The 25,535-nt window shown below is 70.8% G+C and carries 21 protein-coding genes and 4 pseudogenes; 13 read left to right on the forward strand and 12 right to left on the reverse strand.

The window, feature by feature from the left end:
* Positions 1 to 372 precede the first annotated feature (372 nt).
* The 4 genes and pseudogenes from F0344_RS32865 to F0344_RS32880 form a co-directional block, all read left to right on the forward strand.
* Positions 373 to 570, forward strand: a pseudogene (locus tag F0344_RS32865) (helix-turn-helix domain-containing protein); the annotation flags it as partial.
* 218 nt (positions 571 to 788) lie between these two features.
* Positions 789 to 1,898, forward strand: a complete 1,110-nt coding sequence (locus F0344_RS32870) for a FecCD family ABC transporter permease (RefSeq protein WP_185302238.1) — start codon at positions 789 to 791, stop codon at positions 1,896 to 1,898.
* On the forward strand, positions 1,898 to 2,671 hold the full coding sequence (locus tag F0344_RS32875) for an ABC transporter ATP-binding protein (RefSeq protein ID WP_185302239.1): 774 nt from the start codon (positions 1,898 to 1,900) through the stop codon (positions 2,669 to 2,671). Before F0344_RS32870 ends, F0344_RS32875 begins: the two co-directional genes overlap by 1 nt.
* A 27-nt stretch (positions 2,672 to 2,698) precedes the next feature.
* Entirely contained in the window at positions 2,699 to 3,721 is a 1,023-nt protein-coding gene (locus tag F0344_RS32880) for an ABC transporter substrate-binding protein (protein ID WP_185302240.1), read from the forward strand.
* A 20-nt stretch (positions 3,722 to 3,741) separates the two neighbouring features.
* Here F0344_RS32880 and F0344_RS32885 read toward each other — a convergent pair whose 3' ends face one another.
* Complete coding sequence (locus tag F0344_RS32885; protein ID WP_185302241.1) at positions 3,742 to 4,335, reverse strand: DM13 domain-containing protein; 594 nt, start codon at positions 4,333 to 4,335, stop codon at positions 3,742 to 3,744.
* A 159-nt stretch (positions 4,336 to 4,494) separates the two neighbouring features.
* Positions 4,495 to 4,926: pseudogene (locus tag F0344_RS32890) on the reverse strand (fascin domain-containing protein); the annotation flags it as partial.
* Between the two features lie 646 nt (positions 4,927 to 5,572).
* Between F0344_RS32890 and F0344_RS32895 the strand changes: the two are divergent.
* Together F0344_RS32895 and nhaA are read left to right on the forward strand one after the other, a co-directional pair.
* Positions 5,573 to 7,108 carry an alanine/glycine:cation symporter family protein gene (locus F0344_RS32895; RefSeq protein ID WP_185302242.1) on the forward strand — a complete coding sequence of 512 codons (1,536 nt, stop codon included), beginning with the start codon at positions 5,573 to 5,575 and terminating at the stop codon, positions 7,106 to 7,108.
* 217 nt (positions 7,109 to 7,325) lie between these two features.
* On the forward strand, positions 7,326 to 8,645 hold the full coding sequence (gene nhaA / locus F0344_RS32900) for a Na+/H+ antiporter NhaA (protein ID WP_185302243.1): 1,320 nt from the start codon (positions 7,326 to 7,328) through the stop codon (positions 8,643 to 8,645).
* A gap of 46 nt (positions 8,646 to 8,691) precedes the next feature.
* Here the strand turns inward: nhaA and F0344_RS36625 are convergent, their stop codons facing one another.
* Entirely contained in the window at positions 8,692 to 8,997 is a 306-nt protein-coding gene (locus F0344_RS36625) for a hypothetical protein (RefSeq protein WP_185302244.1), read from the reverse strand.
* A 218-nt stretch (positions 8,998 to 9,215) separates the two neighbouring features.
* Between F0344_RS36625 and F0344_RS32910 the strand changes: the two genes are divergently transcribed.
* The 3 genes from F0344_RS32910 to F0344_RS32920 all read left to right on the forward strand — a co-directional run bounded on the left by F0344_RS32910 (position 9,216) and on the right by F0344_RS32920 (position 11,224).
* Positions 9,216 to 9,644 carry a pyridoxamine 5'-phosphate oxidase family protein gene (locus F0344_RS32910; RefSeq protein WP_185302245.1) on the forward strand — a complete coding sequence of 143 codons (429 nt, stop codon included), beginning with the start codon at positions 9,216 to 9,218 and terminating at the stop codon, positions 9,642 to 9,644.
* Positions 9,645 to 9,648: 4 nt separating this feature from the next.
* A complete protein-coding gene (locus F0344_RS32915; RefSeq protein ID WP_185302246.1) occupies positions 9,649 to 9,834 on the forward strand; it encodes a hypothetical protein in 186 nt (61 codons plus the stop codon).
* Positions 9,835 to 9,952: 118 nt separating this feature from the next.
* Positions 9,953 to 11,224: a glycoside hydrolase family 16 protein gene (locus F0344_RS32920; protein ID WP_185302247.1), complete on the forward strand. Its 1,272-nt coding sequence runs from the start codon at positions 9,953 to 9,955 to the stop codon at positions 11,222 to 11,224.
* A gap of 12 nt (positions 11,225 to 11,236) precedes the next feature.
* Here the strand turns inward: F0344_RS32920 and F0344_RS32925 are convergent, their stop codons facing one another.
* The 5 genes from F0344_RS32925 to F0344_RS32945 form a co-directional block, all read right to left on the reverse strand.
* A complete protein-coding gene (locus tag F0344_RS32925; RefSeq protein ID WP_185302248.1) occupies positions 11,237 to 12,694 on the reverse strand; it encodes a glycosyltransferase family 39 protein in 1,458 nt (485 codons plus the stop codon).
* Positions 12,695 to 12,838: 144 nt separating this feature from the next.
* Positions 12,839 to 12,985, reverse strand: coding sequence for a hypothetical protein (locus F0344_RS32930; RefSeq protein WP_185302249.1), 147 nt, complete (start codon positions 12,983 to 12,985; stop codon positions 12,839 to 12,841).
* 98 nt (positions 12,986 to 13,083) lie between these two features.
* A complete protein-coding gene (locus F0344_RS32935; RefSeq protein WP_185302250.1) occupies positions 13,084 to 14,400 on the reverse strand; it encodes a phytase in 1,317 nt (438 codons plus the stop codon).
* 137 nt (positions 14,401 to 14,537) lie between these two features.
* Positions 14,538 to 15,056 carry a hypothetical protein gene (locus F0344_RS32940; RefSeq protein WP_185302251.1) on the reverse strand — a complete coding sequence of 173 codons (519 nt, stop codon included), beginning with the start codon at positions 15,054 to 15,056 and terminating at the stop codon, positions 14,538 to 14,540.
* 751 nt (positions 15,057 to 15,807) lie between these two features.
* Positions 15,808 to 17,217: a lipase family protein gene (locus F0344_RS32945; RefSeq protein ID WP_185302252.1), complete on the reverse strand. Its 1,410-nt coding sequence runs from the start codon at positions 17,215 to 17,217 to the stop codon at positions 15,808 to 15,810.
* A 203-nt stretch (positions 17,218 to 17,420) separates the two neighbouring features.
* On the opposite strand from F0344_RS32945, the gene F0344_RS32950 reads away from it, so the two are divergent.
* Positions 17,421 to 17,969 carry a nitrobindin family protein gene (locus F0344_RS32950; protein ID WP_185302253.1) on the forward strand — a complete coding sequence of 183 codons (549 nt, stop codon included), beginning with the start codon at positions 17,421 to 17,423 and terminating at the stop codon, positions 17,967 to 17,969.
* A 113-nt stretch (positions 17,970 to 18,082) separates the two neighbouring features.
* Here F0344_RS32950 and F0344_RS32955 read toward each other — a convergent pair whose 3' ends face one another.
* Both F0344_RS32955 and F0344_RS32960 read right to left on the reverse strand, forming a co-directional pair.
* Entirely contained in the window at positions 18,083 to 19,303 is a 1,221-nt protein-coding gene (locus F0344_RS32955) for an ROK family protein (RefSeq protein WP_185302254.1), read from the reverse strand.
* A gap of 69 nt (positions 19,304 to 19,372) precedes the next feature.
* Positions 19,373 to 19,605 (reverse strand): annotated as a pseudogene (locus F0344_RS32960) (carbohydrate ABC transporter permease); the annotation flags it as partial.
* Positions 19,606 to 19,759: 154 nt separating this feature from the next.
* Here F0344_RS32960 and F0344_RS32965 point away from each other — a divergent pair.
* On the forward strand, positions 19,760 to 20,956 hold the full coding sequence (locus tag F0344_RS32965; RefSeq protein WP_185302255.1) for an RNA-guided endonuclease InsQ/TnpB family protein: 1,197 nt from the start codon (positions 19,760 to 19,762) through the stop codon (positions 20,954 to 20,956).
* 31 nt (positions 20,957 to 20,987) lie between these two features.
* Here F0344_RS32965 and F0344_RS32970 read toward each other — a convergent pair.
* Positions 20,988 to 21,095 (reverse strand): annotated as a pseudogene (locus F0344_RS32970) (ABC transporter permease subunit); the annotation flags it as partial.
* 123 nt (positions 21,096 to 21,218) lie between these two features.
* On the opposite strand from F0344_RS32970, the gene F0344_RS32975 reads away from it, so the two are divergent.
* Together F0344_RS32975 and F0344_RS32980 are read left to right on the forward strand one after the other, a co-directional pair.
* Complete coding sequence (locus F0344_RS32975) at positions 21,219 to 22,235, forward strand: ATP-binding cassette domain-containing protein (RefSeq protein WP_258050195.1); 1,017 nt, start codon at positions 21,219 to 21,221, stop codon at positions 22,233 to 22,235.
* Positions 22,236 to 23,353: 1,118 nt separating this feature from the next.
* A complete protein-coding gene (locus tag F0344_RS32980; RefSeq protein WP_185302996.1) occupies positions 23,354 to 24,730 on the forward strand; it encodes an MGH1-like glycoside hydrolase domain-containing protein in 1,377 nt (458 codons plus the stop codon).
* Here F0344_RS32980 and F0344_RS32985 read toward each other — a convergent pair.
* On the reverse strand, positions 24,705 to 25,268 hold the full coding sequence (locus tag F0344_RS32985; protein WP_185302256.1) for a hemerythrin domain-containing protein: 564 nt from the start codon (positions 25,266 to 25,268) through the stop codon (positions 24,705 to 24,707). The genes F0344_RS32980 and F0344_RS32985 overlap by 26 nt on opposite strands.
* Between the last annotated feature and the right edge of the window lie 267 nt (positions 25,269 to 25,535).

Genomic DNA, 25,535 nt, shown 5'->3' on the forward strand with positions numbered 1-25,535 from the left:
TCACAAGAGGACTGACAATCTCTCACATGTGCGTGTGCCGTCGGCAACCGGTGTCTTCGGGGGTTGTCGCGGAGGCGTGGCGCCGCCCCGCCGGTGGCGGCCTCCCGGGACTCACAGGGCCCGCACCGGAGGGTAGTTGATGGCGGACGCGGGGGTGTGCACGGCTGGTGAAGAGGAGATTGACACATGAAGCCGCGTCGGCTTAGGTAAGCCTTATCCAGGCCGCCCCTTCCTTTGGCGCCATTCGCCGGCACCACCTACACCCTGTCGTTCACCGCGCCGGACAGCCTGTCGGCGTCCGGCGGGACTTTCGCGGTCAGCGGCTCCGGACGCAACACCTCGCAGAGCGTCCACGCCGGTCTGCGCACCGTCTTTGGCACCGACCTCGGCATGACGTTCCCGCAGCGGCGTACCCAGCCGCGGCTCCACCACGCGCTGGTCCTGCTCGCCGGGCGGACACCGGTCACTTTCTTCGTCGCCCATCGGTGCGGCTGGTCGTCCGCCGGCGCCTTCATCGACGTGTTCCGCCGCACGTTCGGCCACACACCGGGTACGAACGTTCCGCGCTAAGCTGCAACCGCCCCGCGGGGGAAGTCCGGTCGAAGTCCGGCGCTGACCCGCAACGGTAGGCGGAGCCCACACAGGTCTCCGTAAGCCCGATTTCCCGCGGTGCTGATGGCTCCTGTCAATTCGCCGTGGACTGCGAGGGGTGCTGCGCAGGGGCCCCGAGTCCCGGGCTGCTCCTTTGAATACGTAGGCGCACGGCCCGAGGCGAAAGAGACCCGCCCGTGGCCACATCCCTCGAACGCATAACCGCTGTGCCGTCGCGCGGCGCACCCACCGCCTCCGGGCCCGCGCCCCCCAAGCGGGTGTCACTGCCGCTGATCCTCACCTGCCTGTGCGCCGCCCTCCCGGTGTCCCTCGCCTTCGGTGCCGGAACCGGGGCCTCCGGGCTCTCCTGGGGAGAGGTGGCGCACTACCTCTGGGCGGGGCTGACGGGCGGTCCCGTAGCCGCCGACGAGGTCCCGGCCTACACCATCGTCTGGGAGCTGCGCTTCCCACGAGCCGTCCTGGCCGCGGTCGTCGGGGCAGGCCTTTCGGCCATCGGCGTCGCCGTGCAGGCCATGGTCCGCAACGCCCTGGCCGACCCGTTCGTCCTCGGCATCTCCTCGGGTGCTGCCGTCGGTGCCAACGCCGTACTCATCTTCGGGGCGTTCGGCGCGTTCGGGATCTGGGCCCTGTCCTCGGCCGCCTTCCTCTCCGCCCTCCTCTCCATGGTGCTGGTGTACGCGATCGCCCGCACCGACCGGGGGCTCACCCCGCTGCGGCTCGTCCTGACGGGCACCGCGATGTACTACGGCTTCTCCGCCGTCACCACCTTCATGGTGTTCGCGGCCGAGCGCGGTGAGGCGGCCCGCTCCGCGATGATGTGGCTGCTAGGAAGCCTCGGCGGAGCCACCTGGGCGTCCGTGCCGATCGCGGCGGCGGCCGTGTCCGCAGGTCTCGCCCACCTCGTGTGGTCGGCACGGCGTCTGAACGCCCTCGCCATGGGCGACGAAACCGCGGCCGCGCTGGGCGTGGACGCCGGAAGGCTCCGCAAGGAGCTGTTCCTCGTCTCCGCGGCCGTCACCGGGGCGGTCGTCGCGGTGAGTGGTGCGATCGGTTTCGTCGGCCTGATGGTTCCGCACGCCGCACGGATGCTGGTCGGCGCCGACCACCGCCGCCTCCTGGCCGTCGCGCCGCTCGCGGGCGCCGTCCTGCTGATCTGGGTGGACATCCTCTCCCGCGTGGTCCTCGCCCCCGCCGAGCTGCCCGTGGGCGTACTGACCGCCGTCATCGGCGTACCGTGCTTCGTCCTCCTCATGCGCCGCCGCTCCTACACCTTCGGGGGCGTGTGATGCGCATCGACATCGATGAACTGACGGTCGAGATCTCCGGGGCGCGACTCGTGGACGACGTCACGCTGCGAGCGGACGAGGGCCAGGTCGTCGGCCTCGTGGGGCCCAACGGCAGCGGGAAGTCCACCCTGTTGCGGTGTGTCTACCGGGCCCTGCGCCCCTCGGCCGGCACCGTCCGGCTCGGGGACGAGGACCTGTACACGATGAGTGCGCGCGAGAGCGCCCGCCGGCTCGCCGCCCTTCCCCAGGAGGCGGTCACCGAATTCGATTTCACGGTCGCCGAGGTCGTGGCGATGGGGCGGCTGCCGCACCAGCGGTCCATGGCCCGGACCACCGAGGAGGACCGGCGCACGTGCGAGGCCGCGCTCGCGGGAGTCGGCGCGGGCCATCTCACCGACCGCGGTTTCCTCACCCTCTCCGGCGGTGAGAAGCAACGCGTCCTGATCGCCCGCGCGCTGGCCCAGCAGCCCCGCGTCCTGGTGCTCGACGAGCCCACCAACCACCTGGACATCGCCCAGCAGCTGGAGGTGCTGGCGCTGGTACGCGAGAGCGGGCTGACCGTCCTCACCGCGCTGCACGACCTCAACCTCGCGGCACTCCACTGCGACGTCCTCCATGTCATCGACGGCGGCCGGATCGTCGCGTCCGGCGCTCCTCACGATGTCCTCACACCCGCGTTGCTGGCCGAGGTCTTCGGCGTACGAGCGCATCGCGTACCGCACCCGGAGACCGGCGCCGTACAGCTGCTCTTCGACCGCCTCCTCGCCGCGTGACCCCTGTCCCAAGGAGCTCCTGCACCCATGCCGAATCCCGTACGCCCCGCCGCCTTCGTGCTCGCCGCCGCCCTGACCCTCATCGGCTGCGGAGCGCAGGTCGAATCACCGGGAGACCGCGAGAGCGGCTCCGCGGCAGCCGGCGGCCACTACCCGGTGACCGTCGAGAACTGCGGTGAGAAGAAGACCTACGACAAGGCCCCGCAACGCGTGGTCACCAATGACGTCGGCATCACCGAGATCATGTTCGCGCTCGGGCTGGAGGACCACATGGCGGGTTACGTCATGCCCGACGACAAGGGCGATCTCACCTCCGTGCCCTGGAAGGACGGCTACGAGAGGACCACCTGGCTCTCGAAGGGGACCATCAACAAGGAACTCGTCCTCGACGCCCGGGCCGACCTCGTCTTCGCGGGCTGGAACTACGGCTTCAACGAAGGGGAGGGCTTCACTCCGGCCGAGCTGCGACGCGTGGGCATCGACTCCTACCTGCTCAGCGAGTCGTGCCGCAACGGGCAGGGCAAGGCGCGCGGGGTGATGGCGCCGCTCGACGCGCTCTACACGGACCTGCGCAACCTGGGGCGGATATTCGACGTCGAGGACCGGGCCGGCACGCTCATCGCCTCGTTCCGCGAGGAGGTCGCCGCAGCGCAGGCGAAGGCGGCGAAGGGGAGTGACCGCCCGCGCGTCTTCCTCTACGACGACGGCCGCGACAAGCCGTTCACCTCCGGTGCGTACGCCGGGCCCCACGACATCATCACCAAGGCGGGCGGCGACCACATCATGAAGGACCTGGAGGACAGCTGGACGACGGTGGGCTGGGAGACGGTCATCGACCGTGACCCCGAAGTCATCGTGATCAACAACTACGGGGACACCAGCTCCGGCCAGAAGCTGAGGTTCCTGAAGTCCTACAAGCCGCTCGCCGGCGTCTCGGCGATCAAGAACGACCGGATCGTCGTCCTCGACTACGTGGACCTGGTGGAGAGCCCGCGCAATCCCGCGGCCATCAGCTCACTGGCCGCGGAACTGAGGGACCTCACCTCCTGACCCGGGGGAGGGTCAGGGACTCAGACGCGGGAGAGCTCGGCAGCTCCGAAGGAGACGTTGAAGCGGTCGCACCAGATGGTGACGCTGCTGAAGCGCTCCAGGTCGATGCCGGAGGGCAGGACGTAGTTCTGGTCGCCCTTGTTGCCCTTGAGCTTGCCGAGGCTCCGGTGCTCCCCGTCGTCGAAGACACCCCAGCCGGCCCTGCCTTCCTTCACCGGGGCATCGGTGATCCAGACGTGCAGATCCGGCCCGTTACTGGTGTCCAGCCCCTCCAGGCGCATCGTCTGCGAGCCGTCGGGCAGCCGCAGGACCTTCACCGTGCCGGACGTTCCGTGCTCATGGCTGATGAACTCACCCGTGGCCAGCGTCTGCGGCTTCGCCGGTGCCGCCGGAGCGGTCGGGGTGGCCGGGGCCGCGGCGGCCGGCTCGGACGGATCCGTCGGCGCCTGCGCCACCCGTGTGCTCGCGGCTGTGGGGAACTCCTCGCGGACGGTCTCGTCCTGCCATGCCTTCCAGGGCTGGAACAGGTAGAGCCCCACGCCCGCGGCCAGTACGGCCAGGGCCAGGGCCCCCTGGAACACCGGTCTGTCGAACAGGTGCCTCGCACGTGCCATTGCGTCTCCCGATCGTCGTGTGGTTCCTCGCATTCAACGGCACGGGAGACGGGTGCGGGAGCGGGCGCTGCTTACCGATTCATTACGGCTGTCCGTTCATCACGCCTGTCCGCCGCACCCTGCCCACCGGCGCGTGGACGCCGGTGGGCAGGACGGGCATCAGGCGCTGATGTCGTGGAGGACGAACTCCTCCCAGGCGCCGCCGATGTCGGTGGAGCGGGCGCGCAGCACGTACTGCAGGGACCCGGTGAAGCTGTTCTCCATGGTGACGAAGAGCCCGTTCAGCGTGGACTGGAGCGCCCAGTGGCCCAGCTCCTCGTTGTAGTACACGACGAACCGCTCCCAGCCGCCCGCGGTGGTGGAGCGGGCCCGCAGCACGTTCTGGGCGCTGCCCGTGTAGTTCTTCTCGACCGCCACGTAGAGGTTGTTCGCCAGGGACTTCAGCGCGTACGTCTCGGTGACCGCGTCCCACTCGAAGGCGAAGCCCTCCCAGGCGCCGCCGTACGCGGCGGAACGAGCACGCAGAACACCGGTGTTCGGGGCGGCGTGGTTCAGCTCGGTCGCGGTGAACTTTCCGTTGCGGACCGACTGCCACCCGCGAAGCTCATTGTTCGCTTCGCGGGCCGCCTTCGGGGAGTCGGCGTTTCTCCCGTGAGAACGGCGAAGGTGGTGACCTCGATGCCGCCGGCGGTGTCGGCGGTGTCGGCGGCAGGATCACTGCGGCCACCCTCGCCGAGGTTCAGGGCCGAGCCGAACTCCGCGGTGCGGGCACCGGCTCGGCCCCGTACGCCCCGCGCCCGGCCTCGACCCGGGCGCCTCCCCGGACTGCCCCGAGCCGGTGGTCCCGAGACCGGGACCGTCCCTGCATCGAGACATCTGCGTACCGTCGGACACTCCTGACCAGCGGAAATAGATGCCCGCTGAAAGTAGAGAGGTGTCCGGATAACGGTCACATCACGCGTCCTGGGGTTTTCGAAGATCACTGCGCGTAAGGTGATCCCCGTCACCCCGCGAAGGGGTAGATGCGTGATAGGAATGCGCAACTCCGCAGGTGGCGGCATCCGCCGCCACTCCTGCGCAGCGTCGGCAAGCGTCGGCAGCACGTCCGAGGTCATTACCCTCCGAATCCGGGGCGTCGTCATCCCGGTCGTCGATCGGACAACGGCGTCCGCTCACAGCACGCACATCCACCGGCCGTCCCCACGCGCCGGTCCTGCGCCATCGAGGTCCCCCCACCGTGTCACTCGATTCCTTCACCCAGTCCGTGGACGAGGCCGTCAGCGGCTTCTTCGAGCCGATCGCCAGCTGGCTCGTCGAGATCGTCTTCTACTCCGTCCCTGTCGGCGGAACCGACCTCCAGCTCATCGTGGTCTGGCTCGTCGTGGCGGGCCTCGTCTTCACCGGCTGGTTCGGCTTCGTCCAACTGAGAAAATTCCGTCTGGCCATCGACGTGGTGCGCGGAAAGTACGACGAGAAGGGGTCGGCCGGAGAGGTCAACCACTTCCAGGCCCTGACCGCCGCCGTCTCGGGGACGGTCGGCCTCGGAAACATCGCCGGCGTGGCCCTCGCCGTCTCCATCGGCGGCCCCGGCGCCACCTTCTGGATGATCCTCTGCGGTCTCCTCGGCATGGCCACCAAGTTCGTCGAGGTCACCCTCGGAGTGAAGTACCGGGAGGTGCACGCCGACGGCACCGTCTCCGGCGGGCCGATGCACTACCTGCCCAAGGGTCTGGCCGAACGCTTCGGCAGCAACGGCAAGAAGCTCGGCAAGGTCCTGGCCGTGCTCGCCTCCTTCATGATCCTGTTCTTCGGCCTGTTCGGCGGGAACCTCTTCCAGGTCAACCAGTCCTACGCCCAGCTCGTCTCCGTCACCGGTGGCGAGAGCGGCCTCATGGGCTCCTCGACCGGCGCCCTGTCCTTCGGTGTCCTCATCGCCGCGATCGTCGGCATCGTGCTCCTCGGCGGCATCCGCTCCATCGCCTCCGTGACCAGCAGGCTCGTGCCCGCCATGGCCGGCATCTACATCGCCGCGTGCCTGGTCGTCATCCTGGTCCACGTCACCGCCGTCCCGGCCGCGATCGCCACGATCATCGAGGGCGCGTTCAACCCCGAGGGCGTCGCGGGCGGTGTCCTCGGCGCGCTCATCATCGGTTTCAAGCGGGCCGCCTTCTCCAACGAGGCGGGTCTCGGCTCCGCGCCGATCGCGCACGCCGCGGTCAAGACGAAGCACCCCGCGAGCGAGGGCCTCGTGGCCCTGCTGGAGCCGTTCATCGACACGGTCGTCATCTGCACGATGACCGCGCTGACGATCGTCGTCGCCAACCCGGCCAGCTGGGGCGAGGCCCGCGCGAACGGGTCCGTCGCGGGCGTCACGATCACCTCCGACGCGTTCGCCACGCTGATGCCCTGGTTCCCGTACATCCTCACGGTCGCGGTGCTCCTGTTCGCGATCTCCACCGTGCTCACCTGGGGCTACTACGGCCTCAAGGCCTGGACGTACCTCTTCGGCCGCAGCAGGACGAGCGAGCTCGTCTACAAGGTGCTGTACACCGTCCTGGCGGTGGCCGGTTCCCTGCTCACACTCCAGACCCTGATCGACATGGCCGATGCCGTGCTCTTCATGCTCGCCGTCATCAACATCATCGGCCTCTACCTCCTCGCCCCGGTGGTCAAGCGGGAGCTGAACAGCTTCCTGGCCTACGTGCGCAAGCGCGACGGAGGCCTGCTGACGGACGACGACACGGAACGCGAAGGCGTGAACAGCTCCGTCTGACCGGATATCCGGTGCCGGGGCCCGTACACACCGCCTGAGTGGTGTCTACGGGCCCCGGCCGTCTGCGTTTACGCTCAGGGTCATGGCCCTGCCTGGTGGGACCGGGCGGCCGGCGTTACGGTGTGAACAACGCGTCAGTGACGCTGGTGTGCCGGGAAGTCTGGTCGGCGTCGAAGGGCCGTGTGCCCGTCCGCAGAGACCCCGGAGGCGCACCCACATGACGCGTACCCGCCCACGCTGTCTGCTCTTCGGCGTCCTGCCCTGGCCGGAACGGCAGGCGGTCTCCGAAGCGCTCCGGACCGAAACGGTGGGCGGTCTCGTTCTCCTGGGCGCTGCCCTCGTAGCGCTGGCCTGGGCGAACAGCCCTTGGAGCGCGGCGTACGAGCAGGTCCGCGACGCCCGTTTCGGCATCCCCGCCCTGGGCCTGAACCTGTCGGTCGGGCACTGGACCGCCGACGGCCTTCTCGCGGTCTTCTTCCTCGTCGCCGGCATCGAGCTGAAACGTGAACTGGTCGTGGGGGAGCTGCGGACGCCGGCCACGGCCGCGCTGCCCGTCGCCGCCGCCCTGTGCGGAATGGCCGTACCGGCCGCCCTCTACGTGCTCACCGCCACAGCGGGCGGCGGAAGCCTGGAGGGCTGGGCCGTCCCCATGGCCACCGACATCGCCTTCGCCCTCGCCGTCCTGGCCGTGATCAGCACCCATCTGCCGGCCTCGCTGCGAGCGTTCCTGCTGACGCTCGCCGTCGTCGACGATCTCGGTGCCATCCTCGTCATCGCGGTGTTCTTCACCTCCGCCCTGAACTTCTGGGCCCTGGGCGCGGCCGTTTCGGGACTTGTCGTCTTCTACCTGCTCCAGCGTTTCCGCGTGCACGGCTGGTGGTGGTACGCGCCCCTCGGCATCACGGCCTGGGCGCTGATGTACACCTCCGGCGTCCACGCCACCGTCGCGGGCGTCGCCATGGGCCTGATCCTGCGCACCACGCGGGACGAGGGCGAGGAATCCTCGCCCGCCGCCCGCACCGCCCACCTTCTGCGCCCGGTGTCAGCCGGTGTCGCCGTCCCGTTGTTCGCCCTGTTCGCCGCGGGTGTCGGTGTCTCCCTCGGCGCACTCACCCACGTCTTCACCGACCCCGAACCCCTTGGTGTCGTGATCGGTCTCGTCGTGGGCAAAATCCTCGGTATCTTCCTCGGTACATATCTGGCCGCACGGTTCACGAGGGCACAGCTCAACCCCGAGCTCGCCTGGGGTGACGTCTTCGGGCTCGCCGCCCTGGCCGGGATCGGCTTCACGGTCGCCCTCCTGATCGGCGAGCTCGCCTTCCCGGGCGGGGCGGAGGCCGAGTACGTCAAGGCCGCCGTCCTCACCGGCTCCGTACTCGCCGCGGTGCCGGCGGCCGTCATCCTGCGTCGGCGCAACCGCGTCTACCGCCGCCTGTGCGAAGTGGAGGACCTGGACGAGGACGCCGACGGCATCCCGGACATCTACCAGGCCGGCCGGGGCGCAGGCGGTGCCGGGGCCGGGAGGGAAGCCCGCTGAGCAGGATTCCGGCCCGGCACGCCGACGGAGGGGCGACGCCCGTCATTCATGCCGGTGCCTCGTCATCCCGTCCGGGACAGCGCAACAGCAGCATCGCCACGTCGTCGTGCGGGGGCCCTTGCACGTGGTCCATGAGATCGGACCGCAGCGCTCGCAGCGCCCCGTCAGGATCGGGGTCGCCGAGCAGGCCGACGCGTCGCCGGCCCGATGTCCGGTCCGCCGCGACGTCCAGAGCGGCGATCACCGCCATGACGACGAAGAGAAGGACGCTCAGCGTCGGCCCGGCGGTTGATCCGCTCGTTGTGCCGCCCGCTGTGCTGACGCGCCGGAGCGTCGGTTCGTCTGTCCTCACCTCTTGACCCTACGCAGGGGGCCGCGCCGCTCATGGCTGGTGGGGGGCCGACGCTACGGAACTGATCCCTGCTGATCCCGTCCCGCGGAAGCGGGCACCGGGCGGGCGCACGACACGCCCTCCGGCCGGGCGAAACGGCCGCCTGCCCGGGGGCGGCGGCACACTGGGCCGGCAGGCGGGAGCCCCGGGCCCCCGATCCCCGTACGAAGGAGTTTGCTGTGGCACTCACCCGTGAAGAGCGCGAAGAATTCCTCGCCGAACCCCATGTGGCGGCCCTGGCCGTGGCCACGCAGGACAGCGACAGGGCTCCGCTCAGCGTGCCGATCTGGTACCAGTACGCGCCGGGTGGCGACATCTGGGTCATGACAGGGCGTACCTCGCGCAAGGCCGAACTCATCGGTGCGGCAGGCCGGTTCTCGCTGCTCGTCGACCGGGTGGAGCCGACGATCCGTTACGTGTCCGTCGAGGGGCCCGTCACCGAGACCCGCGCCGCGACGCGCGGCGATCTGGAAGAGGTGTCGGCACGCTACCTGCCCGCCGAAAAGGTCGCCGGCTACGTCGACTTCGCCTGGGAGAACCATGGCGAGCAGGTGGTCATCCGCATGCGGCCCCAGCGCTGGGTCAGTTCGGACCTCGGCCAGGTCTGACCGCGTGTCCGGTGTCCCGGGCCTGTCCGGGGCACCGGAGTGGCCCGGGACGCTCCGCCGGGGGTCAGGCGGACATCATCCTCGGTACGTCTCGCCGTTCGCGGACCTGTCCGAACGCGAACTGACCGCTCTGCGGGGCCTGCTCGGCAAGCCGGGGACCTCGCCGGAGGACTTCAGCTGCGGGGCGTGAGGTGCGGAGGTCGTGCGGGGTGGCGCCGACCCGTACCAAACCCTTGACAGGGTCATGACTCACTTCTTAAATCACGTAGTGAACTAAGCCCCCCACCATGCTTCATGAAGGGACAGCCATGGATTCCCCGCACCTATCCCGGCGTCTGCTGGTGTCGCTCGTCTCGGTCCTCGCCCTCGCATCACTGTCCACCGGGCTGGCACAGGGTGCGCCGCCGCCCGTCAAGGAGCCCGCCGCGCCTACCGCCGCGGCGGCCGCCGTCACCTTCTCCGACGAGTTCGACGGTCCCGCGGGCGCCGCCGCCGATGGTGGGAAGTGGCAGACCGAGACCGGCGACAACGTTGCCAACCATGAGCGGCAGTTCTACACCGCGGGCAACCGCAACGCCGCACTGGACGGACAGGGTCATCTGGTCATCACCGCACGCCGGGAGAACCCAAGCAACTACCAGTGCTGGTACGGCCGTTGTGAGTACACCTCCGCCCGGCTGAACACGGCCGGCAGGTTCACCACGACATACGGCCGTGTCGAGGCCCGGATGAAGATCCCGCGCGGGCAGGGCATCTGGCCGGCGTTCTGGATGCTGGGCAACGACATCGGGCAGGTGGGCTGGCCGAACTCGGGCGAGATCGACATCATGGAGAACGTGGGCTTCGAGCCTTCCACCGTCCACGGCACGCTTCACGGTCCCGGCTACTCCGGATCGGGCGGCATCGGCGCCGGCTACACCCTGCCCGGCGGCCAGGCCTTCGCCGACGCCTTCCACACCTTCAGCGTCGACTGGAGCCCGAACGCGATCACCTGGTCCGTGGACGGCACCGTCTACCAGCGGCGTACCCCCGCCGACCTGGGCGGGCGCCAATGGGTCTTCGACAAGCCGTTCTTCCTGATCCTCAACCTCGCAGTGGGCGGCTACTGGCCCGGTGACCCCGACGGCAGCACGGTCCTTCCCCAGCAGCTCCTGGTCGACTACGTCAGGGTGAGCACCGATACCGCCCAGCCGGGCGGCGGCGGTCCCATCACCGGCATCGGCGGCAAGTGCGTGGACGTGGCCGGCGCCGACAGCGCCAACGGCACAGCCGTGCAGCTCTACGACTGCAACGGCACCGCCGCACAGAAGTGGAGTGTCGGCGGCGACGGCACGATCCGGGCGCTCGGCAAGTGCCTGGACGTGGCGTCGGGCGGCACGGCCGACGGGACACGCACCCAGTTGTGGGAATGCAACGGGAGCGCCGCCCAGCAGTGGGCCGTGCCCGCGGCCCGAGACATCGTCAACCCTCAGGCCGACAAGTGCCTCGACGCCACCGGCGGCAGCTCCGCCAACGGCACCCGGCTCCAGATCTGGACCTGCACCGGTGCCGCGGCACAGAAGTGGACGGTGACCCGATGACCGCGAGGCTTCTCACGTCGGCCGCTCCAGGAGCAGCACACGCACATTGAGGAGGCGGAGCGTCCGTACGACGTCGAACTCCCCGCGCAGCAGCGACCCCTTCTCGCCCGGCAGGGCGGCGAAGGGGTCGCCGTTCCCTGCGGAAACGAGCCAGACGCGCCGGTGGGACGCCGCGCAGGGACGAGGGTCCGGGCACTCCCCGGCCGCGTAACCCGCCTCCTCCCGCGGGGACGTGTGCAGGAACACGTCCTTTGGGCGGGGGCCCGAGCGGAGTTCGTAGTCGAGGCCTCGGCGCGCGTGGCGCCGAGGCGTGTACGCGATGCCGTCACCGGGCCGCTGCGCCTCCAGTACCGCCTGGGCGGCGGCACGGTAGTCCGGCTCGCGTGGCGTGTTCCGTGTGGTGTGCTCCCTCGCGGACGATGCCAGCAGGACGAGGAGGGCAGCCGGTACGGCGACGCACCACCGGGCCGCGCGTGGCCGTGCCGCACCGAGCCGGGCGGCCGCACCGCGGATGCCGACGACGGCCAGGAGGATCCAGGCGGGGAGGGTGAACAGCAGATAGCGGTCGAGGAAGAGGTGCAGCCAGGGAGCCGTCAGCAGGGTCAACAGGAACGGGGCGACGGCCCAGACGGCAAGGAGTGTCACGTGCGTGCCCCGCCGCGTCGTGGCGAGCGCGAAGGCCGCGCCGCCGAACACGACGGCCGTCAGGGCGGGGAATCGGACGAGCATGTGGGGCATGGCCGCGATGTCGTTCCAGGCCGTGGTGTTCCAGCCGATCTGGCCCGCCTGGGTCCGTGCCAGGAGGACGAGGGGGAGCGTGGCCGCGAGACCGCACGTCACCGCGGCGATCCAGCCCCGGGTCACGGGCCGCCCCTGACGCCGCGAGGACAGGACGGCGGCCCCGTGGGCCGCTGCCACGGCGAGGGCGACGAGGTGGGACCAGCCGATGAGGGGAAGCGTCACCGCGTACAGCGCCCAGCGGCGGGGCCGCGGCGATTCCAGGGCCCGCAGCAGTGCCAGTACCGAGAGCAGCACGGCGAGCACGGCGAAGGCGTAGGGCCTGGCCTCCTGGCCGTACCGGACGACGGTGGGGGTGAGCGCGAAGAGGAGCCCTGCGGTGAGCCCGCCGCCGAGGGTGCCGACGGTTCGGCGGCCGATGACCCCCACCAGCCCCGCCGCCGCCGCCATGGCCAGGGCGGAGGGCATCCGGAGAGCCGGGGGCGAGACCCCGAAGACCGAGCTCCAGACATGCATGAACGCGTAGTAGGGCGCCAGTGCCAGATCCACGTTCCGGACGAGCCGTAACAGGTCGGCCGGGGGCAGTGAAGCCGCCCACCAGGTGGCGTGCTCGTCCCGCCACATACTGCGCCCGCCGATGCCCCACAGGCAGGCGAGCAGGGTCGTGGCCGCGGGGACGAGGAAGACGGCACCCCCGCGCCCTCGTGAATCCCCGCATGGTGCGGTCGTCATCCGTCCCCCGGTTCGAAGCTGCCGCTCCATGAGAACCGGTGAACGCGTCCGGGGCGGACGGACAGCGGAACTCCGCTGCAAGACCTGGTGAACACTCGGCCGGGCCGGGCCGGGCCGGTGGTGGCCCGGCCCGGCCGAGTGAGGTCAGAGGACCGGTGCCAGGGAGGTCAGCGCCGCCACGGGGTCGTCGCCGACCGGGGCGAGGACCGAGTGGGTCACGCCCGCTTTCCGAAGCGCCGCCGGCCGTCTCCGTACCTGCTCCAGGGTCCAGGCCAGGGCGAGTTCGGCCACCCACCACCAGCCGTCCCGCGATGTCCGTACAGCGAGTGCCGGGGGCGATCCCCCCGCGGCCGACCCCGGCCGCCCGGAGGCGGTGTTCGTGTGCCCGGTCAGTCGGTGTCGCGAGGGTCGAACGACGTGGTGTCGGTCGTCAGCGGCTCAGGGAACGCACCGGCGACGGCATCCCACGCGGTGAACTTGAAGTTGGTGCCCTCCCGGTCTCCGTCCGCCGGAGCGGCCTCGCCGTCATGGGTGATCAGCATGCCCTTCGGGAAGGAGCGGCCCAGCGGAACGTTGACGACGGTGGAGCCGTCGGAGTGCTGCACACCGTCGGTCGCGGGACCGTCGGCGACGGTGAAGGAGCCGACGTAGTCGTTGGTGCCCTCCCGCTCGTACACGGCGAAGGCGTTGTCGCCCTGGCTGGAGGCGAGCACATAGCCGGCGCCGTCGGCCGCGTGGTAGACGGTGACGCCCTCGGCGTCCGCGCTCAGGTTCTTCCCGCCGAATCCGGGGTCGGCGGCGGTGTCGAGGACGCACTCCTCCTCGGTGGCGTCGTACGTCCAGGGCGTGCCGTACTCACGGACGCGGTCCATCACCTCGGGAGTCTCGAACTCCTCGTCGTCGAGCTCGATGCGCCACAGCCCCACGGCCTCCTGGGCGGCGTAGAGGACGTGCTCCTCCTGGTCGACGGCCATGCCCTCGACCTGCGGGCGCTCGCCCGGGTCCGCGCACGGCGTCCAGTCGGTGCCGTCCGGCAGGGTGAAGGCGCCGGGGAGGTCCAGGGTGTCCTCGGTCGTGTAACCCACCCGGCCGCCGATGTCCTGCAGTTCGAGCAGCCTGAGCCGGCTCTCCTCACGCTGCGAGACCACGACATAGGCGTCGTCGTCGTCACTGAACGCGGCGAGGCCGTAGGACGTGCGCTGGTCGTCCACCTCGGACTCGCTCGCGGCGAAGACCGGCTTCACACCAGGAGCAGTCACGTCCTTCAGGGGCGCCCTTCCCGCCGCGACGGCCGCGGGGTCGATCACGAAGGCGCGTATCCGGTCGCGGCCCCGGTCGCTCACGAGCGCCAGGTCCCGCTTCGTGCCGCCCAGCCGGAAGCCGTACACGATGTCGACGTTGTTGAACCGGCCGGCGGCGGCGTCCTCGCCCGGGGCCGCCGGAGCGGCGATGTGCTGGAGCCTCTTGCCGTCGAGGCCGTACACGTCGAGGCCGGCCTCCTTGAGAGTCCCGATCACGATGCTGCGCCCCGGGTTGTCGGGATCGACCCAGACCGCGGGGTCGTCGGCATCGGCGTTGCCGCCGGCCTCGTCGTCGTACACGGCGGGCGTCTCCACGCGCGCGTGGACGGAAACCGAGCCGACCGCGGAAGCCCCGGTGACCATCATGAGGGAGGCGGCCAGTGCTGTCAGAGCGGAAGCGCTCATGATGCTCCTCAGTAGCGTTGCGGACCTGCGAGACGCTATGGGCACCCGGTGTGGACAGCGGACCGGCACGGTGAATCCCGGATGACTCCATCGGCGCCGGATGTTCAGGCAGCAGACACCGAGGCACCCGCGCGCGTCTACGGGGAGGGCAGGCGCAGGGTGAGGGGCCGGAGCGGCACGTCCGTCCTGCCCGGCGCCCCGGCGGGCAGATGGATCCGCGCCTCCCGGCCCGTTTCGATGTCGCTGATCAGCTGCTCCAGGGCGGCGGCGTGCGGAACCGGCCACTGGTGGTGGAGTGAGGCCAGCGTGCGCCGGGCGCGGCGCAACGCTCTTCTCCTGCGCCCCTGCTGACAGTCCACCAGGGCCAGTGCGTACCGTGCGATGAGACAGGCCCAGGTGTCGCCGCGCCGGCCGGGCCCGCTGAGAGCGCGCCGGGCGGTACGCCGCGCCGCGGTGGCACCCAGACCGGCCTGCGCCGCGAGACTCACCGCCGTGGACGGGCCGGACGGTGCGTCCACGGGGGTGGTGCCGGCCGCCTCGTGGAAGTGTTCGGCCGCGGCCGACAGGTCGCCGCGGTACAGGGCCGAGGATTCCGGCCGAGGCGAGGCGGGTGAGGCAGACCCCGACCTGGTGCGGGGCGACACTATCGCCCACACAGAGGGACTCGGCCGCCGCGGTGTCGAAGGACGCCGCGAACACACTGGTCCGTGCCCATACGATCCGGTCCGTCCGGTCGCAGAGCGCGTACGCCGACCCGATGGCACGGCGCAGCGACCGATGGCGGGGCAGCGGCATCGCGGGGCCGGCCAGCCGCCCCTGGCGGTGGTGCACCAGCTCGGCCAGCGCGGGTACGTCGTAGTGGCTCAGCTGGCGCGCGGCCGGCTCGATGGCGAGAGGCAGACCGCCCAGATCGCGGCAGATGTCCCGCGCGGCCTCCAGGTCCCCGCCCGTGGCGCCGAAGTCCTCCGTTGTCGTCCCCGAGGAGTCCCGCCGCCTCGTCGAGCAGCGGAACATCGGCGGGTGTCCACGTTCCCTCACTCGCGGACCAGGAGCGCACCGGCTTCGAGGACCCGAGCGGCGACGCCGTCCTGCTGGCCAGGTCGAGGATCTCGTCATGGAGCTCGGTGACGACGCGGCCCTCGGTGGTGAGGCCGAGGGAGGCCGGATGCAGCACCCGCGCGTAGGCGTCGAGCCCGGGCGCGGCGACGCCTGCCACCGTGCCGAACGCGCCCCGGCCCGGGGTGCGTTCGGTGAGCCACCGGGCCGGGCCGAGATCCGCGCTCCGTACGTGCAGGCGTCCGTAGCGTTGGGGGCTGGGAACCGGTCCACCGGGGGATGGCCGTTCATGCGGCACAGTCTGCACGCGAGTGCGGTGCCGCGCGTGACGCCCGCGCCGGTCAGCGCCGGTCAGCGCTGGAAGGGCATCGTCCAGCAGTTGGACGCGACGGCCTTGCCCGCGAGACGGTCCGTCAGCCAGGAGATCGCCTCGCCCTGGTCGGTGATGAGCGGCACCAGATGGTTGGTGAGGAGCTTGTCGCCGAGGTTGGGGAGCTCGATGGCGTCGTAGGTGACACCGGCGCCCTTGCGGCACCAGTCCACGGCGAGTTGGCGTGCCTGGTCGTGCGGAACGATGTCGTCCTGGACGCCGGTCGCCACCCGGACCGGCCCCGTGGGCTTCGTGCCGCCGATGCGCTGTCGGTCGAGCGCAGCCTGCGCCCGCGGCTCCGCGGCGATGATGCCGCCGAGTGACATGCCGCTGGTGGTCCACCTGGTGCTCTTCGTGAAGCCGTAACCGAAGATCGCGTCGCCCACGCACATGGTGGAGGCGTCCTTGAGCGCGGCCCGCCCCGTGGCGTTGATGCTGGCTTCGACGACCTTCCGCAGATCGGGATCGGCCTGCGCGAAACCGTTGACGGACCAGGCCAGGGCTCCGGCCAGAGCGCTGCCGTCGATCCCCTTCATCACCGCCGTCAGGTCCGCGGGCGGCGCGCCCGCGTAGGTACCCGCGAGCTTGACGTCGGGTGCGTACGAGGACTGCAGTTCGGCGGCCGAGGCGCTGGCCCCGCCGCCCTGGCTGTAGCCGTACAGGCCGACGCGCGAGTCGGCGGTGACCGACGCCCCCGGCACCGTGCGCGCGGCGCGCGCCGCGTCCAGCAGGGCGTGTCCCTGGTCGAGCCGGTTGACGTAGGTGTGGAGCCGGTCCGTGGCGCCGAGGCCGACGTAGTCGGTGACCACCACCGCGGCTCCGGTGGACAGCAGCCGGTATATGGCCAGTGCCTCGTAGCCGACCGCGAGGGTCTCGCCGGTCAGCCGCAGCGGGTACTGGAGCGACAGCGAGGGCGCGCACTGGTCGCCCTGGCCCACGGTGCCCGAGGCCACCGCAACCAGCGGGCGCGGCCCGGTGCCCTTCCAGGCGGCGGACGGTTCGATGTAGGCGCCGGTCACCGCGACCGGCTGCCCGCCCGAATCCGTGGACCTGTACATCAGCCGGGTCGCCGTGCCCGGCATCGGGCGCCCGTCGAGGCCGGGGATGGACAGTCCGAGCGGCAGCGCCTCGCTCCGTATCAAGGCACCGTTGACCGCGGGCAGTTCGGCGGGCGGGTTGTAGAAGGCGGGAATGGTCACCCCTCTGGACACCACGGGATCCGATCCCGCGGCGTCGGCGGACGCCGGTACGGCGTAAGTCCCCACGCAGGCCGCGGCCGCCACAGCGACGGCCAGCACGCGCAGGGCGCCCGGGCCTTGCCGGGGGCGGTGGGGGGTCGCCGGACGGGGGATGCCGAAAGTGGAACGTGAACGGGTGCTCTTGCGGCTCACAGGTCACTCCTCGCACTGCTCCGATGGGGTGAGCGCAAGCTAGCAACGATGCGTACCGAAGGTAACTCACCGGTAAGTTACGCTCCGGTAACTATCTGCCCCTGGCCGCCGCAGCAGGGCAGGTGCTCCTTCGGCGGACCGGGGCCGCCGGACAGGCCCTAGGCTTCCGGTCGGCACCCGGCCCCGACCCAGGAGCGCACACCATGTCCGATCCCGTGCAGCAGTACCCGTTCCCCGACGCCTTCCAGGCGGACGAACCGCCTGCGCCTCACCCGCTGCTCGCACCGGTGCTGGGGCTTCTGGGTACCTGGACCGGACAGGGCCGAGGGGGGTACCCGACGCTCGACGCGGAGTTCTCGTACGCGCAGGAGGTCGTCTTCAGCCACGACGGGCGGCCTTTCCTCCATTACGAGGCGCGGGCCTGGCTGCTCGACGCGGACGACGTGCCGCTGCGGCCCTCGGCCCGGGAGAGCGGCTGGTGGCGTCTGCAGCCCGACGGGCACGTCGAAGCCCTCATCACGCAGCCCACCGGCATCGCGGAGATCTCGTCCGGCCGCGCGGGCGCCGGCTCGGTCGACCTCGTCACCCGGCAGGTGGCCCGCACGCCCACGGCCAAGGAGGTCGAGGCCACGCGGCGCCGCTACACCCTCACGGACACGGACACGCTCGACTTCGTCCACGACCTCGCGGCGGTCGGCCGGCCCCTGCAGCACCATCTCTCGGCGCGGCTCCGGCGCACCGGCGGCAGATGACCGCTCTCCGGCAGCCGGCGACCTGGCCGGGGCACGGGGCACGGGGCACGGGGCACGGGGCACGGCACGAGGCACGGCGCACGAGGCACGCGGCGCCTTGCCGGTGCGCCGGTTCAGCCGGCGCCCGCACCGCCGTCGCGGGAGAGCGCGGCCAGCCGGGCGTCCGCGCGGTCGGGGGCGTAGAGCCGGTCGACGACCATGATGGCGGCGCCGGTCAGGGCCGCGTGCTCGCCGAGGGCGGATACGGTCACCGAGAGATGGGCGGTGGTCCGGGGGAGTGCCCGCTGATAGAGGAGTTCCCTGACCCCCGTGAGGAACGGGGTTCCGGCGAGGTCTCCCGCGAGTACCAGGACACCGGGGTTGAGCAGGGTCACCACCGTGACCAGGACCTCGCCGACGCGCTGTCCGGCCTCGCGGGCGAACCGCACGGCGTCGGGCTGGCCCGCCGCCAGATGGTCCCGTACACCGGACCCCGATGCGGTGGGAACACCGGCCGCCGTGAGCCGCTGCGCGATGGAGCGGCCGCTGGCCACCGCGGCCAGACAGCCGTAGGAGCCGCACATGCAGAGTGCGTCGGGGCGGTCGTGGAGCCGGATGTGCCCGATGTCGCCCGCCCCGCCGTCGATGCCGCGGTAGACCTCGCCTCCGACGACGACTCCCGCGCCGATGCCGGTCGACGCCTTGACCAGGACGAACGCCCCGCAGTCCGGGTGGTTGCGGCGCTGCTCGGCCAGCGCCATCAGATTGGCGTCGTTGTCGAGGAGGACGGGAAGCGGATTGCCGGCGGGCAGCGGAGCGATGTGCTCGGCGAAGGCCTCGCGCATCCGCTCCGGTACGGGGAACCGGTCCCAGCCGGGCATGATCGGTGGCTGCACGATCCGTGCGGACTCCTGGTCGACCGGCCCCGGCACCGAGAGGCCGATCCCGCAGACCCGTCCGGGCGCCGTGCCCGCCCGGTCGAGGAGCAGGCCGAACCAGCGGGCCAGCCTGTCCAGGACCAGGTCGGGACCGTCCGATATCACCAGCTCGCCCGTACGTTCGGCGAGGACCGTGCCGGCGAGGTCGAGAACGGCGGCGCGGCCGTGGCGCGTCTCCAGATCGGCCACGAGTACGACGGCGTGCGTCGGGTCGAACTCCAGCCGGGCGGAGGGTCGCCCTCCGGTGGACGTGCCGGCCGATCCCCGGAGCCAGCCGGCGCCGAAGAGCTGGTCCAGGCGCTGCCCGACGGTCGACCGGGACAGCCCCGTCGCCTGCTGCAACTCGCCGCGGGTGGTGGCCTCGCCGCTGCGGACGAGCCGCAGCAGGTGTCCCGCACTCGCCCGGTTTCCTGCCATCCGTGCTGTCCTCGTTCTCTCTCTTCGTTCTCTTCGTTCTCTTCGTTCTCCGAGCTCCGCCGTGCGGCCTCAGCCCTTGTCCGCATTGTCCGCGCCGCTGGTCAGACCCTCGGTGAGCAGGCGTTCGGCTGCGAAGAACAGGAGTACCACGGGGATGGTGAGAACGACGGAACCGGCCATCAGAACGGTCTTGGACACCTCCAGGCCGTTGCCCGGCTGCTGGAGCCCAGCGAGACCGTCCACCGGTCCGGTGAAGCCGCCAGGAACAGGAGCGCGAAGGGGAACTCGTTCAAGGCGATCATCTCTTCCTCCTGTGTGGATACCCCGTGCTTTGGCTCGGGGGGAATCTCAGTCCCTGCGGAGCAGGGCGGTGGGCTGGGATTCGGTGCCAGGGCGGATTCCGGTGCCGCGACCCGCAGGTTTGATCTTAAGTCGCGGCACCGCTAGTTTGTGAGCATGACCACGAAGCAGGTGAAGCGGGCGTTCAAGTACCGCTTCTGTCCGACCGATGCGCAGGCAGCCGAGCTGTCGCGCACGTTCGGCTGCGTTCGCAAGGTCTACAACCTGGCGCTCGCCGCACGGTCCGAGGCGTGGACGCTCCGTCAGGAGCGGGTCAACTACAACGCCACCTCCGCGATGCTCACCTCGTGGAAGAAGACCGACGAGCTGGCCTACCTGTCCGAGGTTTCGTCTGTGCCGTTGCAGCAGACGTTGCGGCATCTGCAAGGAGCGTTCGGGAACTTCTGGCAGAAGCGGGCCAAGTACCCGGCCTTCAAGTCCCGGAAGAAGTCGCGGAAGTCCGCTGAGTACACCACCAGCGGTTTCCGCTACCGGGACGGCAAGCTGACCCTCGCCAAGATGAGCGAACCGCTCGACATCGTGTGGTCCCGCCCCCTTCCCGAAGGTGCGACGCCGTCCACGGTGACGGTTTCGCAGGATCCGGCTGGGCGCTGGTTCGTGTCGATGCTGTGCGACGACATCCCCGCAACCATGCCCCAGACCACGAACACGGTCGGGATCGACGCCGGGATCACCAGCCTGGTGACGCTCTCCACCGGAGAGAAGGTCACCAACCCCAGGTTCGAGCGCAAGGACCGCGCCCGTCTCGCCAAGGCTCAGCGGGTGCTGGCGAAGAAGGCCAGGGGTGACGGAGCGAACCGGGCCAAGGCCCGGCGCAAGGTCGCCAAGGTCCATGCCCGCATTACCGACCGCAGGCGTGACCACCTGCACAAGCTGACCACTCGACTCGTTCGTGAAAACCAAACGATCGTGATCGAAGACCTCACCGTACGCAACATGGTCAAGAACCATTCCCTGGCCCGCGCCATCTCGGATGCTGCCTGGAGCACGATGCGCGGCATGCTGGAGTACAAGTGCGCCTGGCACGGAAGGGACCTGGTCGCCATCGACCGCTGGTTCCCCTCCTCCAGGCTGTGCTCCGCCTGCGGCACCTTGCAGGGCAAGATGCCGCTGAACATCCGTATGTGGACGTGTAGGTGCGGTGTCACTCACGACCGTGACGTGAACGCCGCGAAGAACGTACTGGCCGAGGGGCTCTCGGTGACAGTCTGTGGAGCCGGTGTAAGACCTCAACGGAGTTCTCCGGGCGGGCAGTCGGCGACGAAGCAGAAAACCCCACGGCGCGAGCCGTAGGAATCCCCCTCCTTCAGGAGGGGGAGGATGTCAAGAAGGCGTAGAGCCCGGTTGCCATCAGGGTGGGCAGCGCGAGGGGCAGGACGATTCTCGTGACCGTCTGCAGCCGGGAGGCGCCGTCGATCGCCGCGGCGGGTTCGCCGACTCCGGCACCCCCGCGGACGTCGCCGAGCACCCCCGCTCGCTCACCGGCCACTACCTCGCCGGGAAGGGACCACGGCTGCGCCGTACCCGCCGGCCGGTCGAGGAGAGCACCGGCTGGGTGGAGTTGCACGAGCTGTCCGCGCACAACGTGACAACGGACCTGGTCCGCTTCCCTGTGGGCCGGCTGACCTGTCTGACCGGGGTCAGCGGCAGCGGCAAAAGCAGTCTGCTCGGCGCGATCGGTGCCGGGGCGGAGGCGGCATTGACCGGAACGGCGGCCGACGCAGTCCGCCGGGTCACCGGGAGCGAGCGCTTCCGGTGGGTCGCCGTGGCCGACCAGGAGCCGATCGGCCGGACACCCCGGTCCAACCCCGCCACGTACAGCAAGGCGTTCGACATCGTCCGCAAACTGTTCGCGGAGACCGACGAGGCACGCAAGCGTGGTATCAAGTCCTCCTGGTTCTCATTCAACACGGCCAACGGCGGACGCTGTGAGACCTGCACCGGGTACGGCCGCAAGCTGGTCAACATGCACTTCCTGCCGGACGTGTGGGTGGTCTGCGACGCCTGTGAGGGCCGCCGCTACACACCGGAGGCCCTGGAGATCACCTACCAGGGGCTGACCATCGACGGAGTGCTGGAGCTGACCATCGCTGAGGCCGTCGAACGCCTCACGGAACACCGGCAGTTGGCAGAGGCGCTGGAGGCCATGGAACGGGTCGGCCTCGGCTATCTGCGACTCGGCCAGAACGCCACGGAACTCTCCGGCGGCGAGGCGCAGCGACTGAAACTGGCGTCGGTGATCCAGCGCGGATCCGCGGGCCGCAAGGCCGGACTGGTCCTGCTCGACGAACCCGTCTCCGGTCTGCATCCCTCCGACATCCAGCGCATGGTGGACGCCTTCGACCTGCTGTTGGACTCGGGCAACACCGTGGTCGTCGCCGAGCACGACATTCCTGTCGCGGCGTCCGCGGACTGGGTGATCGACCTGGGGCCGGGCGCCGGCCCGGACGGCGGCGCGGTCGTGGCGGCGGGCACCCCGGACGAGGTCGCCGAAGCCGACACCCCGACCGCGGGCTTCTTCCGCCGGTACACGGCGGGCCTGCCGCTGCTGGGCGGGCCCGGCGACCACTGAGGCACCGGGGCGCCCCGCGCCCGGCCGCGGCGTACGCGGCCAGGCATGGGGCGACACCCGTTCCAGGACGGTGATGTCCGGGTCCGGCGCCCAGCCGGACGGGCGGCCCCCAGTGTGCCCCCGAGCCGGCTCAGATCCGCTCCTCGGCGCGGGCGGGCGGGCGACCGCAGTCAGCGCCCGGGCCCGGGAAGGCGTTCCGTCACCGGTATCCGGACGCGTCGGAGGGTTTGCCCGCCTCCTCCACCTCGACCGGATAGCGCCAGCAGCCGGGGCTTCCGCGACGACATGCCCACCGGAGGTCCGCTCTCCGAGGAAGTCCGCCCGGCTCCGGCCGGGGGCGAAGGTGAGATTGCAGGCGGAGGCGTAGCGGGCGACATGCATGAGGATCGTCGTACCGGCATTTCTCCATAGGGGTGTCGCAACCGGTGGCGGAGCCACGAGACAGAGTGCCCACCGATCGCGGAAGGCTTCCCAGGACCGTCGTGTTCGACCGGGCGTGGTGGGAGGATCTGAGGGGTTGTGCGGCTCTGTTCCTGCCGGGCGATCGCCCGCGCTCCGGACGGACATGCCCTGCGCGAGCGGCGAGACGGCCCAGGCTCGACCGACTCTTCTGCTCAGTTCGAGGTTCCCGTTCAGCCCGCGCGCAGTCCTGCGGCCAGTCGTCTCTTCGCGTCTGGCTGTTAGGCATTTCACTCTCACTTTTGCTTGATGGTGAGACATAACTATGGGATAACTTCAGCGTAAGTCTGTAAGCAGGGCCCTTTACCGGCGTATCGGCTGAGTCCGAGCCAACTCCCTGCAGGGGAACAATCCCGCGAGTGACGCGCGCATGGGACGCCGGAGCCCGGCTGTTCCGCGACGCCCCGCCACGAGCCACCCGACAGCGCCGTGCCCCGGCGCGAAAGGCACCCATGGAGAAGACCGCTCGCTCGGAACGACCGCGCCCCGGCGCCTCGCTCCAGGAGCCATGGGTGTGCGCCCAGGACTCCGGCCACCACGCGACCGCGACGCACTCCACGGGTGACATCCGTCTGCCGATACCGGCGGCCCGAGTGGAAGCCGACATGCGCCGGCCCCGCGTGGAGGTCCCGGGGACGGTCCCGCTCCTCGACTCTCCGATGCCCGCCGCGGACGACCCCGTACTCCGGCGTGGGGCCGCACGGGTCCTGTACGCCAACTGGACGGGCACCTCCACCGTCCCCTCCCGCGGGCTGTACCCCCACCAGTGGAGCTGGGACTCCGCGTTCATCGCGATCGGCCTGCGCCACCTGTCCGCGCGCCGGGCCCAGCGCGAACTGGAGACGCTGCTCGGTGCCCAGTGGGCGGACGGGCGCGTCCCGCACATCGTCTTCAATCCGGCGGTCCCGCTCGACGCCTACTTCCCGAGTCCCGACTTCTGGCGTTCCTCGCGGGACGGTGCGGCGGCCGGAGCCCCCGCCGACCGGGAGACGTCCGGGATCGTGCAGCCCCCCGTCCACGCCCTCGCCGCCTGGCTGGTCCACCTGGCCGACCCCGAAGCCTCGCGACGCCGGAACTTCCTGCCCCGGGTGTACGGGAGGCTGAAGGCCTGGCACGACTACCTCACGGGCCCCCGCGACCTGGGCGGCGGCGGTCTCGCCGCGATCCTGCACCCGTGGGAGCCCGGCATGGACAACAGCCCGTGCTGGGACGCTCCCCTGCGACGCATCGAACCGGCCGCGGCCGGCTCCTACCGGCGCGCCGACCTGGATCACGGAGCGGCGGCGGAGCGGCCCACGGATCTGGACTACGGCCGGTACGTGCGCCTGGCCACCGACTACCGCGACGGCGGGTACGCGGACGCGGGCACCCGGCACCCGTTCGCCGTCGAGGACCCCGGCGTCAACGCCCTGCTGATCGTCTCCGAGCACGCACTCGCGCGCATCGCCGCCGAGACCGGGGCCGACCCCGCGCCGCACGAGGAGCGGGCCGGGCGGCTCACCGCCGCACTGGTCGAGCGGCTCTGGTCGCCGGACGACGGCATGTTCCTCTGCCGTGACCTGGTGGGCGGCGAGCTGATCGCCGAACGCAGCGTCGCCGGTCTCCTGCCGCTCATCGTGCCCGGCCTTCCGCGGGACCTCGTCGACGCACTGGTCCGGACGGCCGCGGGCCCGGGCTTCCGGCTCGGCGAGATCCCGATGGTCCCCTCGTACGACCTCACGGCGCCGGTCTTCGACGCGTCCCGCTACTGGCGCGGACCGGCCTGGTTCAACACCGGCTGGCTGCTGGAGCGCGGTCTGCGCGGGCATGGACGGACCGGGGCGGCGGACCGTCTGCGCGGCTCGATGCTCACCGCCGCGGGGGCCTGCGGCTTCGCGGAGTACGTGGACCCGTTCACCGCACAGGCCCGCGGCACCCGCGACTTCGGCTGGACGGCCGCCCTCAGCCTGGACCTGCTGGCCCGCGACCCCGCCGAGGAGGACGCGAGCCACGGCGCCGTCGGAAGCGGCCTCAGGACGAGGAGTCCCGTCCACTGAGCAGATCCCGTAGGCGGTCCACCAGCCCCGCACCCGGTGCGAGCACCTTGTTGGCGGGCGGAGTGTCCGGCATCGAGTGGTGCGGCCGGGTGGGCACCGTCTCCTTGGCACGGCGGACCAGCTGACCGAGCGTGTTCAGCTCCTCGGGCGAGCACGAGGCCGTGAGCTCAGGGAACAGCTCGGACTCCTCCGCGCGTACATGGGCGGCCACCGCGAACTTGAGCTTGGCCACGAGGTCGTTGAACTCGGGGTCCCCTGCGTCCCGCTCCTCCAGGTCCTTGAGCATGCGCTCGATCCTGCCGTGGTCCGCGATCTCCTTGTCCGCGAGCTCGTCGCCGTCCGGTACGTGTCTGCGTACGGACGGGTACAGGTGCATCTCCTCGGCCACCGAATGCCGTACGAGTTCCGAGATCAGCTGGTCGACCAGCTGCCGCCGGTCCGAATGGCCCACCGGCTGTCCTTCGATCTGCGCGAACAGCTCCTCCACCTCACGATGGTCGGCAGTGAGCTCCGCGATCACGTTTCCGCCGTGTCCCATGGCCGTTCCTTCCTCGGGTTCCGTCGCCCCGTACCGCCGGGTGCGGAGACCAGGCCAGCAGGTCGGTGCGGGAATCCCCGGCTCCGGTGCCGCGACAGACCCGGCTCTCACCTCTCCGGCCCAGAGCGCGGGGCGTGGCGCGAGCAGGCCGGTGGGGGCGGAACGGGGAGCAGCGACGACATCGCGCTGCTCGCGGTCCGGCTGCCCGGACACCACGGCCCCGCGCGCGGCGCTCCCTGGACTCCGTACCCACGGCCCGGTACGCGG

It is taken from the genome of Streptomyces finlayi, assembly GCF_014216315.1.
In the GTDB taxonomy this organism is placed as follows: domain Bacteria; phylum Actinomycetota; class Actinomycetes; order Streptomycetales; family Streptomycetaceae; genus Streptomyces; species Streptomyces finlayi_A.